The sequence below is a fragment of the Xanthobacter sp. ZOL 2024 genome (assembly GCF_052932325.1).
This window is the reverse complement of the sequence record NZ_CM128808.1, coordinates 1,257,501-1,270,628: the sequence shown is the minus strand read 5'-3', so window position 1 is coordinate 1,270,628 and position 13,128 is coordinate 1,257,501. Positions and strand designations below refer to the sequence as shown.

Sequence of the window (13,128 nt, the reverse complement as noted above, 5' to 3'; positions counted from 1 at the left end):
GAATACCAGCCGGCCTGTAAGCCGGGTTCTGTACGGCGGGCACGAGGCCCGCGTGGCGACCATTCATCTGGGACGCCGGTTGCCCGGCGCCTCTAGCAGTCAACCCGGACGACATCCCGAAGACCGGGTGGTTTCCCGCGTCGTCCCTATTTGACTTTGCTCCCGGTGGGGTTTGCCGTGCCGCTTCCGTTGCCGGTCGCGCGGTGGGCTCTTACCCCACCGTTTCACCCTGGCTCGCGCGGACCCGAGGGACCTTCGCGAGTGGTTTGATTTCTGTGGCACTTTCCCTGGGGTCGCCCCCGCCGGACGTTATCCGGCACCGTGTCTCCGTGGAGCCCGGACTTTCCTCGACACCGAAATGCCGCGGCCGCCCGGCCGGCTGGTGCGGGACCAATGAGCGCTCCCGCGCGGGGCGTCAAGGGGGTGGGGACGCTGCCCCGTCGGCGCGGGTCCTTGTCCCCGCCTCAGCCCACCAGCTCGAACCAGTCGTCCTCGGTGATCACCTTCACCCCCAGGGCGCGGGCCTTGTCGAGCTTGGAGCCGGCGCCGGGGCCGGCCACCACCAGGTTGGTCTTGGCGGAGACCGAGCCTGCCACCTTCGCTCCCAGCCGTTCGGCCATGGCTTTCGCCTCGTCCCGGGTCATCTTTTCCAGGCTGCCGGTGAACACCACGGTCTGTCCGGAAACCGGGCTTGCCGCCGCCACCGCTTCCATGGGGGCCGGCGTCACATGGGTGAGCAGGGCCGCCACCACTTCGCGATTGTTGGGCTCGGTGAAGAAGTCGATCACCGCTTCCGCCACCACGTCGCCGATGCCGTCGATGGCCAGCATCTCCTGCCAGGCGGCATTGCCCTTGGGCTCGGCCTCGCACGGCATCACCGCATCCAGGGCCGCCTGCTCCAGCGCCTCCACGGTGCCGTAATGGCGCATCAGCCGCTTGGCGTTGGTTTCGCCCACATGGCGGATGCCCAGCGCGAACACCAAGCGATCCACAGCCACCGTGCGTCGCGCGGCGATGGCCGCGAACAGGTTCTTCACCGAGGTCTTGCCCCAGCCCTCGCGATTTTCCAGCCGCTGCAGGGAATTGGCGTTGCGAGCCTCGAGCGTGAAGATGTCGGCGGGGGACTTGATCAGCTCCCACTCATAAAGGGCATGCACCTGCTTCTCGCCCAGCCCCTCGATGTCGAAGGCGTTGCGGGAGACGAAGTGGCGCAGCCGCTCCACCATCTGCGCCGGGCAGATGAGGCCGCCGGTGCAGCGACGCACCGCATCCACCTTGCCGCTCTTGAGATCCACCTCGCGCACCGCGTGGGAGCCGCAGGCGGGGCACACGGTGGGGAAGACATAGGGCCGGGCGCCGGCGGGGCGCTGGTCGGCGATCACCCGCACCACCTGGGGGATGACATCGCCGGCGCGCTGCACCACCACCGTATCGCCGATGCGGATGTCCTTGCGCTGGATCTCATCCTCATTGTGCAACGTGGCGGAGGAGACCACCACGCCGCCGACCGTGATGGGCGCGAGCCTGGCCACCGGGGTGAGGGCGCCGGTGCGGCCCACCTGGATCTCGATATCCTCCAGGATGGTGATGGCCTGCTGGGCGGGGAATTTGTGGGCGATGGCCCAGCGCGGCGAGCGGGAGACGAAGCCCAGCCGGCGCTGCAGATCCAGCCGGTTCACCTTGTAGACCACGCCGTCGATGTCATAGCCCAGCGTCGCCCGGCGCTCCTCGATGCCGTGGTAATGGGCGAGCAAAGCGCGGGCCGACTCCACCACCACCGTCAGCGGGTTGGTGGGAAAGCCCCAGCGCGCGAAGGTCTCCACCATGCCCATCTGGGTGTCGGCGGGCAGCGTGGTCGCCTCGCCCCAGGCATAAGCGAAGAATTTCAGCGGGCGGGCGGCGGTGATGCTGGCATCGAGCTGGCGCAGGGAGCCGGCGGCGGCATTGCGCGGATTGGCGAACACTTTTTCGCCGGCGGCTTCCTGGCGGGCGTTCAGGGCCTCGAAATCCGCCACCGCCATATAGATCTCGCCGCGCACGTCGATGATGTCCGGCACGTCGGGGCCGCGGATCTCGTGGGGAATCTCGGCGATGGTGCGCACATTGGCGGTCACGTCCTCGCCTTCGGACCCGTCGCCGCGGGTGGCGGCCACCGTCAGCCGGCCGCGCTCGTAGCGCAGGGAACAGGAGAGGCCGTCGATCTTAGGCTCGGCGGTGAACGCCACCGGATCAGCCTCGCCCAGCGCCAGGAAGCGCCGCACGCGGCCGACGAACTCCTCCACCTCTTCATCGGTGAAGGCGTTGGCGAGCGACAGCATGGGCACCTGGTGGGTGACCTTGCCGAACTTCTCCACCGGCGCCGCGCCGACCTTTCTGGACAGGCTGTCGGTGCCGACGAGGCCGGGGAAGCGCTGCTCGATCGCCTCATAGCGGCGCCGCAGAGCGTCATAGTCTGCATCCGAGATGACCGGGGCGTCTTCGCGGTAATAAGCGGCATCGTGGCCGGCGATCTCCGCCGCCAGGGCCTGATGCTCCTGGGCGGCCTGATCGGCGGAGAGATCCTCGACGGGAAGCGCGCGGAGCGCGAGCGGGGCAGGCGTGGTCATGATGGTCCCTCTGGCCGCCCCTTTGTGGCAAAGGCGCGGTCCAGCGGCAACATCGCCGACGCGGTGTCCACCCCCGTCTTGAGGGGGTTACACGTCCACGCTGGCGCGCAAAGCGTTTTCCTGGATGAACTCGCGACGGGGTTCCACCACGTCGCCCATCAGCCGGTTGAAGAGGTCGTCGGCGGCGTCCACTTCCTTGACCCTCACCTGCAGCAGCGAGCGGGCGTTGCGGTCGAGGGTGGTCTCCCACAACTGCTCGGGGTTCATCTCGCCCAGGCCTTTGTAGCGCTGCAGGGCGAGGCCCTTGCGGCCGGCATCGGTGACCGCGTTGAACAGGTCCACGGCGCCGAACAGGGTCTGCTCGTCGCTCTTGCGCTTGAGGGTGACGGCTTCGGTGAACACGCCGTCCAGCTCGCGGGCGAGGCTGTCGAGGCGCCGGGCCTCCGGCGAGGCGAGGAAGGCCGCATCGAGACGCGCCACTTCCTGCACGCCGCGCACCATGCGGGAGAAGGTGTAGCCGCCTTCGTCGGCGAGGCCGACCCAGCCGCGCTCGGTTTCCTCGGCGAGCACATCCAGGCGGCCGGCAATGGCGGCGGCGCTGCGGGTGGCGGCCTCGGGATCGGACAGCGCGGCGGCGCTGAGCGCCCCGGAGAGGGCGGCCTGCTCGGCCACGGCGCGGTTGTAGCGGGGGTGCAGCGCATGCAGGGTGCCCCGCATGTGGCGGGCCACTTCCACCAGCCGGGTCAGGTCGGCGCTGGCGCGCACCTCGCCCGAGGCGAGCCGCAGGGAGGCATCCTCAAGGCCGGCGGTCACCAGATAGTCTTCCAGCGCCTTCTCGTCCTTGAGATAGGTCTCGGACTTGCCGCGCGTCACCTTGTAGAGCGGCGGCTGGGCGATGAAGAGATGGCCGGCCTCGACGATCTGCGGCATCTGCCGGAAGAAGAAGGTGAGCAGCAGGGTGCGGATGTGGGCGCCGTCCACGTCGGCGTCGGTCATGATGATGATCTTGTGGTAGCGCAGCTTCGACAGATCGAAGTCGTCGCGGCCGATGCCGGTGCCGAGCGCCGTGATCAGGGTGCCGATCTGCTCGGAGGACAGCATCTTGTCGAAGCGGGCGCGCTCCACGTTGAGGATCTTGCCGCGCAGGGGCAGCACCGCCTGGAAGGCGCGGTCGCGGCCCTGCTTGGCGGAGCCGCCGGCGGAGTCACCCTCCACCAGGAACAGCTCAGACTTGGCGGGGTCGCGCTCCTGGCAATCGGCCAGCTTGCCGGGCAGGGAGGCGATGTCCAGCGGGCTCTTGCGGCGGGTGAGGTCGCGCGCCTTGCGGGCGGCCTCGCGGGCGGCGGCGGCTTCCACCACCTTGCCGATCACCGATTTGGCCTCGGCGGGGTTTTCCTCGAACCAGGTGCTCAGCGCCTCGCCCACCAGGCTTTCGACCACCGGCCGGACCTCGGAGGAGACCAGCTTGTCCTTGGTCTGGGAGGAGAATTTCGGATCGGGCACCTTCACCGAGAGCACCGCGGTGAGCCCCTCGCGGCAATCCTCGCCGGTGGGGTCCACCTTCTCCTTCTTGGCGATGCCGGAGGCATTGGCGTAGCCGATCACCTGGCGGGTGAGGGCGGCGGCAAAGCCGGTGAAATGGGTGCCGCGATCCCGCTGGGGGATGTTGTTGGTGAAGCACAGAATGTTTTCGTGGTAGCCATCGTTCCACGAAAGAGCGGCTTCCACGGTGATGCCGTCTCGCTCCGCGCGGATGACGATGGGCTTGGGCACCAGCGCCGTCTTGGAGCGGTCGAGATACTTCACGAACGCCTCGATGCCCCCTTCGTAATGCAGCTCCTCGCGCTTGGGCTCGGGGCCGCGGGCATCGGTGAGGGTGATGAGCACGCCGGAATTGAGGAAGGCGAGCTCGCGCAGGCGGTGCTCCAGGGTGGCGTAATCGAACTCCACCTTGGTGAAGGTTTCCGGGCTCGGCAGGAACGTCACCTTGGTGCCACGGGCATGCTCGGGGGCCTCGCGCACCACCTTCAGCGGCGCTTCCGCGTCGCCGTGGCGGAAGCGCATGAAATGCTCCTTGCCGTCGCGCCAGATGGTCAGGTCGAGCCAGGTGGACAAGGCGTTCACCACCGAGACGCCCACCCCGTGCAGGCCACCGGAGACCTTGTAGGAATTCTGGTTGAACTTCCCGCCCGCGTGCAGCTGGGTCATGATGACCTCGGCCGCCGAAACACCTTCTTCCGGGTGCAGGTCGGTGGGGATGCCGCGGCCATCGTCGGTCACGGTCACCGAGCCGTCGGCGTTGAGGGTGACGGTGACCTCGTGGGCCCAGCCCGCCAAGGCCTCGTCGATGGCGTTGTCGACCACCTCATAGACCATGTGGTGGAGGCCCGAGCCGTCATCGGTGTCGCCGATATACATGCCCGGGCGCTTGCGCACCGCGTCCAGACCCTTCAGCACCTGAATGGACTGGGCGCCGTAATCGTCGGGGGAAGCAGCGGGCACGGGTTCTGCCATATCGGTTCTCGGATCTCGAATCGGTGGTCAGCGTCATGCGACTTTAGCGCACGCGCGCGGTGATTTGGTGGCGCCGTTGGGGCGAGGCCGCTAACGGGCGGCGACGGTCACGGCGGCTCCGGCAAGGGTGGCGCCGCAGATGCGGTTGAGGGTGCGCATGGCCCGCCGCGAGGCGATGAACCGGCGGGCCCGGTCGGCGACGATCACATAGCCGGCGAACACCGCTGTCAGCACCACCAGGATGACCCCGCTCATCTCGGCGAAGCCGAGCATGGAGAGCTGGTCGAGGTTCATCAGGGTGGGCAGCAGCGCCAGGTAGAAGGCCATGGTCTTGGGGTTGCTCAAGGTCAGGGCCACGCCGGCACCATAGAGGCCGAGCGCCGATTGATCCGTGGGCACCGGCGCGTCGCTGGGCGGCGCGGCGGGGGCTGTCCACATGCGCCAGGCCATCAGCAGCAGATAGGCGGCGCCGGCCAGGCGGACCACGATGAACAGGCTGCCGAGGGTGGCGGCCAAAGCGGCGAGGCCCAGCGCGGCGGCGGCGAGCCACAGAATGTCGCCGGTGGCGAGGCCGAGGATGAAGGCGGACGCGCCGTGGCGACCCCGGGCGAGCGTGCGCGCCACCAGGGCGACAACGGCCGGACCAGGGCTCGCGGCCCCCAGTGTCAGGACCGCCGCGAAAAGAGCGAGGCTAGCCGGTTCCATGCCTTCTAGTGCGCTGCGCGGGTCGGAAGGTCAAGTCCGGCCGCCGGCGGCGGCCTCAGACGACGCGGACGGCATCGCCCACCGCCACCCGGCCGGCCTGGACCACCCTGGCGTAGACGCCACAATCCGTGTGCCCATAGGCGCGGGCGAGGCCCTTCACCACATTGATGTCGCGGGCGGCGGTGTCCGGGTTCACATTGACGGCGGCGCAGCGCTCGGTGCGCTTGAGAATGGCGAGGCGGGCGTCGCCGATGGCCAACGTCTGCCCGACGAGGGTGAGCTCCGTGCCCGGCGCCCAGCCGTCGAGATGAAGGTTCATGCGGAAACGTCGCGGGTCCACCGCTTCACCCATGTGCCCTGCCAGATCCCGCACGCTGGCGAGATTGAGCAGGGAGATGAAGCCCGAGCGCAGGGAATCGGTGAAGCGGAAGCCCTCCGGCGCCGTCAGCAGCTGCAGCCGGCCGCGGGCCTCCTCGCCCATATAAAAGGTGAGGAAGGCCTCGATCTCGGCGCGCCCCTCCGCCGTGGCGAGGTTGCCCCTGGCGGCTTCCACCCCTTCGAGGCACAGGGTCAGTTCCCGGGAGGCGTCGTCGTAGCGGCTGTCCAGGCCGGCGAGGCGCGCATCCCGCATCAGCATCAGGAACGCCGTCTTGGGGCGATAGGCCGGGGTGGCGGGGTCAAATCCGCACGGGCCGTTCTCCACCGCATAGAGGCGATCGCCGGGGAAGAAGGCGCCGGCTTCCAGCTGCACCGCCGCCAGCGGCTCGGCGGAGAGCCCCTTCACCGGATGACGGTACAGGGCGGTGACGGTGGCGGGTGGAAGGGAGGCGACGGTCTCGACGGTGGTCATGGGTGCCGCGATCTCATCTGAAGGGCATCGCGGTCAAGCCGCCACGCCGGCTCTGGGCATCCCGGGGATGCTGGCGCCGGCGCCGAAAACGGCGTCCGGGCTTGGGCTTCGTCAAGGTTTCATGGCCGCGGAACGATAAGCTTGTTTTCGTCGCGCACCCCCTTCCGTTGCCGGGAAGCCACACCCACATGAGGCACGGCGCAGGTTGCAAGGCCGTGCGCGACGGTCGCCGGGGATACCGGGACCGTGCCCCAGCGCGTTGGCATGCTTCAGATGAAGGTGCCGGGCGTGAGAAGGAGGAAAGACATGAATTTCGAGATCTATACCGAGCGCGCGCGCGGGTTCGTCCAGTCGGCCCAGGCGCTGGCGACGCGGGAAGGTCATCAGCAGTTTACCCCTGAGCATCTCCTGAAGGTGCTCATGGACGACCCGGAAGGCTTGTGCTCGGGTCTCATCCAGCGTGCGGGCGGCAATCCCACGCTGGTGCGCGCCGATGTGGAAGCCGCGCTGGCCAAGCTGCCGAAGGTGTCGGGGGGCTCCGGCCAGGTCTATCTGAGCCAGCAGCTCGCCCGCGTCTTCGAGGCGGCGGAGCAGGCGGCCAAGAAGGCGGGTGACGGCTATGTCACCGTCGAGCGCATGCTGCTCGCTTTGGTCATCGAGAAGGAAACCGAGGCCGGCAAGATCCTGGCCCATGCGGGCGTCACCCCGCAGAATCTGAACGCGGCCATCGAGGCGCTGCGCAAGGGCCGCACCGCGGATACCGCCACCGCCGAAAACGCCTATGACGCGCTCAAGAAGTATGCCCGCGACCTGACCCAGGCGGTGCGCGACGGCAAGCTCGACCCGGTGATCGGCCGTGACGAGGAGATCCGCCGCACCATCCAGGTGCTGGCCCGCCGCACCAAGAACAACCCCGTGCTCATCGGCGAGCCGGGCGTCGGCAAGACCGCGATCGTGGAGGGCCTCGCCCGCCGCATCGTCGATGGCGACGTGCCCGAGAGCCTGAAGGGCAAGAGCCTGCTCGCCCTCGACATGGGCTCCCTCATCGCCGGCGCGAAATATCGCGGCGAGTTCGAGGAGCGCCTCAAGAGCGTGCTCAACGAGGTCGAGGCGGCCGAGGGCGGCATCATCCTGTTCATCGACGAGATGCACACGCTGGTGGGCGCCGGCAAGACCGATGGCGCCATGGATGCGTCCAACCTGCTGAAGCCGGCTTTGGCCCGCGGCGAGCTGCACTGCGTCGGCGCGACCACGCTGGATGAATACCGCAAGCATGTGGAGAAGGACGCGGCCCTCGCCCGTCGTTTCCAGCCCGTCTTCGTCTCCGAGCCCACGGTGGAGGATACCGTCTCCATCCTGCGCGGCCTGAAGGAGAAGTATGAGCTTCACCACGGCGTGCGCATCACGGATTCGTCCTTGGTGTCGGCGGCGGTGCTGTCCAACCGCTACATCACCGACCGCTTCCTGCCCGACAAGGCTATCGACCTCGTCGACGAGGCGGCCTCGCGCCTGCGCATGCAGGTGGATTCCAAGCCCGAGGAGCTGGACAATCTCGACCGTGAGATCGTCCGTCTGCGCATCGAGCAGGAAGCGCTGAAGAAGGAGACCGACACCGCCTCCAAGGACCGGCTGAAGAAGCTCGAGAAGGAGCTGGCGGAGCTGGAGGAGAAGGCCTCCGTCCTCACCTCCAAGTGGAAGGCGGACAAGGAGAAGTTGAACGAGGCGACCACCGTCAAGGCCAAGCTCGACCAGGCCCGCGCCGATCTGCAGACCGCGCAGCGCCAGGGCGAGTACCAGAAGGCCGGCGAGCTCACCTATTCGGTGATCCCGGAGCTGGAGAAGCGCCTTGCCGAGGTGGAGAAGGCCGGAGCGACCGGCGGCATGGTGGAAGAGGCGGTGACGCCCAGCCACATTGCCGGCGTCGTCTCCCGCTGGACCGGCGTGCCGGTGGACAAGATGCTGGAAGGCGAGCGCGAGAAGCTGCTGCGCATGGAGCTGGAGCTGGCCAAGCGCGTGGTGGGCCAGTCGGAGGCGGTGGCCGCCGTCTCCACCGCCGTGCGCCGGGCCCGTGCCGGCCTGCAGGACCCGAACCGGCCCATCGGCTCGTTCCTGTTCCTCGGCCCCACCGGCGTCGGCAAGACCGAGCTGACCAAGGCGTTGGCGGAGTTCCTGTTCGACGACGAGACCGCCATGGTGCGCATCGACATGTCGGAATACATGGAGAAGCACTCCGTGAGCCGCCTCATCGGTGCCCCTCCCGGCTATGTGGGCTATGACGAGGGCGGCGCCCTCACCGAAGCGGTGCGGCGCCGGCCCTATCAGGTGGTGCTGTTCGACGAGGTGGAGAAGGCCCATCCGGACGTCTTCAACGTCCTCCTGCAGGTGCTCGACGACGGGCGCCTGACGGACGGGCAGGGGCGCACGGTGGACTTCCGCAACGTGCTGATCGTCATGACCTCCAATCTCGGCGCCGAGTTCCTGGCGGATCCCCGCCAGCCCATGGGCTTCAAGGTGCCGGGCCACGAGGGCGACAAGGTGGTGTCCGACGAGGAGGCCTATGACCTGGTGATGACGGCGGTGCGGCACCACTTCCGCCCCGAGTTCATCAACCGGATCGACGAGATCGTTATGTTCCATCGCCTGAAGCGGGAGCAGATGGACTCCATCGTCGATATCCAGATGGGCCGCCTGAAGAAGCTGTTGGAGGATCGCAAGATCACCATCACGCTGTCTCCCGAGGCGCGGCACTTCCTGGCGGAGAAGGGGTATGACCCGGCCTATGGCGCGCGTCCGCTGAAGCGGACCATCCAGAAGCTGGTGCAGGACCCGCTCGCCGAGAAGATCCTCGCCGGCGACATCCTGGATGGCGCGACGGTGCAGGTCACCCTCGAAGGCGATCACCTCGCCTTCCAGTCCACCGCGGCACCCGTCGATGCGGCCGCCTGATCCTGGCGTCGCAGGGGTATGACTGAAGAGAAGAGGCCCTCCCTTCGGGGAGGGCCTTTTTGTTGTGCGCGCGGGTGGCGTCCGCCACGAGACAAGAAGCCGTTGCTCGGCACTCATCTGGTGAGAGCCATCGACGTCTGGACCGGGTGCGCGGCTTTATTCGCCGCGGGCGGCGGCCAGCAGCTCCTGGGCCCGCTGGGTGGCGGCGGCGAAGAAGGGCAGGGCGGGTGCCGCCTTCGCGAAGCAGGCCTGATAGGCCGCCGCGCCTTCTTCTTCCACATCGGTTGCCTGGTCCCAGCGCGGGTCCTGGTCGTTCCTCGATTTCTCGGCGGCGGCGATCAGGGCCTTGGATTTCGCGGCGAACCCCTTCCAGACCTTGTCGCAGGCCGGCATGGGCCTGATGGTGACCTTGACCGGCGCCGCCCCCACCACCACCCGTCCGCCGGCCATGCGGGTGAAGACGATGCTGTCCGGCACATCATTCTGGGCGCCGGTCTGGGTGAACAGGCCCAAAGCCGCATTCACCGTCTCGCCCGGAGCGGTGGTGACGGGCAGGTCCATATATTTGACGAACATCGCGTCCGATCCCATCACCGCCTGATAGAGCGCCTGTGTGCCGACGGCCGCCGCCAGCCCGCCGCGCAGCGCCTCGGGGGCGTCCTCATCCTTGGCGCTCCGGGCGAGCCAGTCTGCGAACACCGGCTCCGGCGCCACGAAGAAACGGGTGACGAAGTCGGCGCTCGAAAACAGCAGCCCATCGGGCTGCCGGGATTCCAGATAGTCGGGCACCAGGGTGGTGGGCAGGAACACCGGCGGCGGCCGGGTGTCCGCGAAGGTGACCGGGCCGATAAGCGCCGTCATGAGGCGCTCCAGCTGCTGCACCGCCGCGGCGCTGCGCGTGTCGACCGCGTCCTGGTTCTCACCGGCCTTGACGGCGGCGGCCACCGCCTCGCTCAGCTGATTGCGGGTGGCGATGTAGCTTTCGGTGGGGGTGTCGGCGGCCACGTCGTGGCTGCCCCAACAGGACAGGGCCACCACTATCGCCATGGCAGCCGCCCGGATGCCGGCACGGGCCGGTCGCGGGCGGCGCGGGCGGTCACGCAGAAGGTGATGTCCCATCCTGTGGTGTCCTCGTCTCAGCCGTGGCGGTTCGCGGGAGCGGACCGCGGCGTCGCGCTCCCGCCCTGGCGCGGGAGAGAAGAGTGAGGATGGGGGAAGGGGCCGTCAACTGCGGCGGGGGTACCCGCGGCGCTCGGGCCGCGCTGCCGGCGTCGGCCCGAGCGCGACGGATGATCAGTCGGCGCTGGAGCGCGCGGGCTTGGCGCCCGACGCGCCGGCGCTGGCCACCTTGGCCGGCACGGGGGCGTGGTTCATCAGGGCGTCCACGCGTTCGCGCTCCTTGCCGAATTCGGTGAGGAACCGCCCGGCGAGGGCACGGCCGCGGGGCAACTTGATGCGCATGGGGTCCACGAAGTTGCCGTTGATCTTCACTTCATAGTGCAGATGCGGTCCCGTGGAGAGGCCGGTGGAGCCGATGTAGCCGATCAACTGCCCTTGGCGCACCTTCATGCCTTCGCGGATGCCGCGGGCGAAGCCCGACTGGTGCGAATAGGTGGTGACATAGCCATTGGCGTGCTGGATCTCGGTGTGCTTGCCATAACCCGATTTCCAGTTGGCATAGATGATGGTGCCGTTGCCCGCCGCATAAATGGGCGTGCCGATGGAATCCGCCCAGTCCACACCGGTGTGGAGCTTGGAATAGCCGAGGATCGGATGGCGGCGGTACCCAAAGGGCGAGCGCATGACACCCCCGGCCACGGGCTTGCGCACCAGGAACTTCTTCGCGCTCTTTCCATCCTCGTCATAATAGTCGACGAGGCCGTCGTCCGAGGTCTGGAAGCGATAGTAGCGCTTGGTTTCGCTGCCGGTGGTCAGCGCCGCATACAGGATCTCGTTGTTGGCGCCAGCATCGTCGGAATAGAGCACCTCGAAGCTGTCGCCGGACCGCACGCGCCGCTGGAAATCCACGTCGAAGGCATAGATCCGGATCAAATCGGCGATCACGTTGCGCGGAATCTCGTTGCGCAGCGCCGTTTCATAGACGCTCTCATAAAGCCGGATGCCGGGGCCGCTGTCGTCATCGGTATCCTCCGAGACGCCGGCGATCTCCGTTTCCGCAGGCTCGGGCACGTTCACGAACTCGTTGCGGTCCGACAACGCAATGGTGCCCTCGTGGCCGGAATCGCTGAACAGCGACACGCGCAGGGGCAGAATGCGGCTGCCCTCCTGCTGCAGCAGCATGCGCAGGCGCAGCCCGTCCTTGATCCGCCCATCCTTGCCACGATTGAAAGCCACCGAAAGGGCGCGGGCATCCTCCTTCGAAACGCCGGCGTCGGTGAGGATGGAGATGATGGTCTCGCCCTTCTTCACCACCACCGTGGTGTCGGACCAGTCATTGCCGCCAGAGGTCTCCGCCGAGCTCTTGGGGATGAAGCTGACATTATTCATGGCACCGCTGGGCACCGGCGTGCCCAGGCTGGTGCCTTGGGTCGCATAGGCCAGATAGGCCGGGGCGCCGGGTGCGAAGCGTGAATTGCTGCCGACGATGGCGGGCGGCAGCGCCCCCGGCTGGCTGCGCGCCAGCTCGGCGATCTCGCGCACCTTCACGAGCACGCTTTCCATGGAGGCGGTGGCGCCCAGCTTGGTCTGGGCGCTGAGCGCTCCCAGGTCGCGCATCACCACCGTCACCTCGCCGGTGGGCTCCGCCTGGGGTGCGGCTTCCTCCCGCGCGCCGGAATCGGCGGTGAGCTGGGCGGGATTGAAGCGGGGGACGTTGGACGACACCGAGGTGGTGGACATGGCCAGATTGGCCGCCACCCGGGTGAAGGGGCGCACCTTGATGATCTCGCGATCGCCGACCTTGGTGGCGGTCGAGACGCGGAAGGTCTGCCGGGCGTTGCTGGAATCGCCGAGCAGGGACATGCGATCGCCCTTGCGCAGCACGTTGCTCGGCCGTTCCCCCTTGGCCAGGGTCTGGCGCAGGGCGGTACGGATCTTCTCCGGCATCAACGCCAGCCGGTGCTCGCCGTCGAGCGCGGCATAGACTGCGCCGCCCATCAGGAAGGAGCCGCACAGGGCCGTGAGCAGGGTGGCCGCAAACCAGCGGACGGAAACCCGTCGCCGATCCACTTCCTCCTCGTCGCCGTCGACACCCAGCGGGGGATCGTCTCCGAGCCCGGCCGCGCTGGTTCCGTCGCGCCATGCCCCGGCTGATCTGCGTTGATACAACTTCCGTCCCTTCCGCACTTCACGAGACCAGTTGGTATCGCGAATTCGTTTCTAGACGTTCGACTGGAAAATGCCTTTCCGGCCCGCTTCCGTCAACGCGCCGGCCCGCCGTTCCGTCGCATCCGCTCCACCGGCGCGCCAACAGAGCCGCCCGTCGCGGCAAAAGCATGGCGTTGGCCGCGGCCGGGGTGTCCGTTTCCGGCCCGTGCGGACACCCCT

7 protein-coding genes and 1 other RNA gene are annotated in these 13,128 nt (G+C 68.1%); 1 reads left to right on the top strand and 7 read right to left on the bottom strand.

Annotation, left to right across the window (positions count from 1 at the left end):
* Nucleotide 1: 1 nt before the first annotated feature.
* The 5 genes from rnpB to ACU4E7_RS06025 all read right to left on the bottom strand — a co-directional run bounded on the left by rnpB (nucleotide 2) and on the right by ACU4E7_RS06025 (nucleotide 6,675).
* Nucleotides 2-383: RNase P RNA component class A (rnpB, locus tag ACU4E7_RS06045), an RNA gene on the bottom strand.
* A gap of 81 nt (nucleotides 384-464) precedes the next feature.
* On the bottom strand, nucleotides 465-2,606 hold the full coding sequence (gene ligA, locus ACU4E7_RS06040) for an NAD-dependent DNA ligase LigA (protein ID WP_447020967.1): 2,142 nt from the start codon (nucleotides 2,604-2,606) through the stop codon (nucleotides 465-467).
* 87 nt (nucleotides 2,607-2,693) lie between these two features.
* The gene (gyrB, locus tag ACU4E7_RS06035) at nucleotides 2,694-5,120 is read right to left on the bottom strand and encodes a DNA topoisomerase (ATP-hydrolyzing) subunit B (RefSeq protein WP_447020966.1); all 2,427 of its coding nucleotides are present in this window, start codon (nucleotides 5,118-5,120) and stop codon (nucleotides 2,694-2,696) included.
* Nucleotides 5,121-5,210: 90 nt separating this feature from the next.
* Nucleotides 5,211-5,825 (bottom strand): LysE family translocator, encoded by a 615-nt coding sequence (locus tag ACU4E7_RS06030; RefSeq protein ID WP_238123467.1) that lies wholly within the window; start codon nucleotides 5,823-5,825, stop codon nucleotides 5,211-5,213.
* A 55-nt stretch (nucleotides 5,826-5,880) separates the two neighbouring features.
* The gene (locus ACU4E7_RS06025) at nucleotides 5,881-6,675 is read right to left on the bottom strand and encodes an MOSC domain-containing protein (protein ID WP_447020965.1); all 795 of its coding nucleotides are present in this window, start codon (nucleotides 6,673-6,675) and stop codon (nucleotides 5,881-5,883) included.
* Nucleotides 6,676-6,981: 306 nt separating this feature from the next.
* Between ACU4E7_RS06025 and clpB the strand changes: the two genes are divergently transcribed.
* The gene (gene clpB / locus ACU4E7_RS06020; RefSeq protein WP_447020964.1) at nucleotides 6,982-9,621 is read left to right on the top strand and encodes an ATP-dependent chaperone ClpB; all 2,640 of its coding nucleotides are present in this window, start codon (nucleotides 6,982-6,984) and stop codon (nucleotides 9,619-9,621) included.
* Between the two features lie 156 nt (nucleotides 9,622-9,777).
* On the opposite strand, the gene ACU4E7_RS06015 is transcribed toward clpB, so the two are convergent.
* On the bottom strand, nucleotides 9,778-10,668 hold the full coding sequence (locus ACU4E7_RS06015) for a hypothetical protein (protein ID WP_447020963.1): 891 nt from the start codon (nucleotides 10,666-10,668) through the stop codon (nucleotides 9,778-9,780).
* A gap of 246 nt (nucleotides 10,669-10,914) precedes the next feature.
* Nucleotides 10,915-12,909 (bottom strand): peptidoglycan DD-metalloendopeptidase family protein, encoded by a 1,995-nt coding sequence (locus ACU4E7_RS06010; RefSeq protein ID WP_447020962.1) that lies wholly within the window; start codon nucleotides 12,907-12,909, stop codon nucleotides 10,915-10,917.
* Nucleotides 12,910-13,128: the final 219 nt, after the last annotated feature.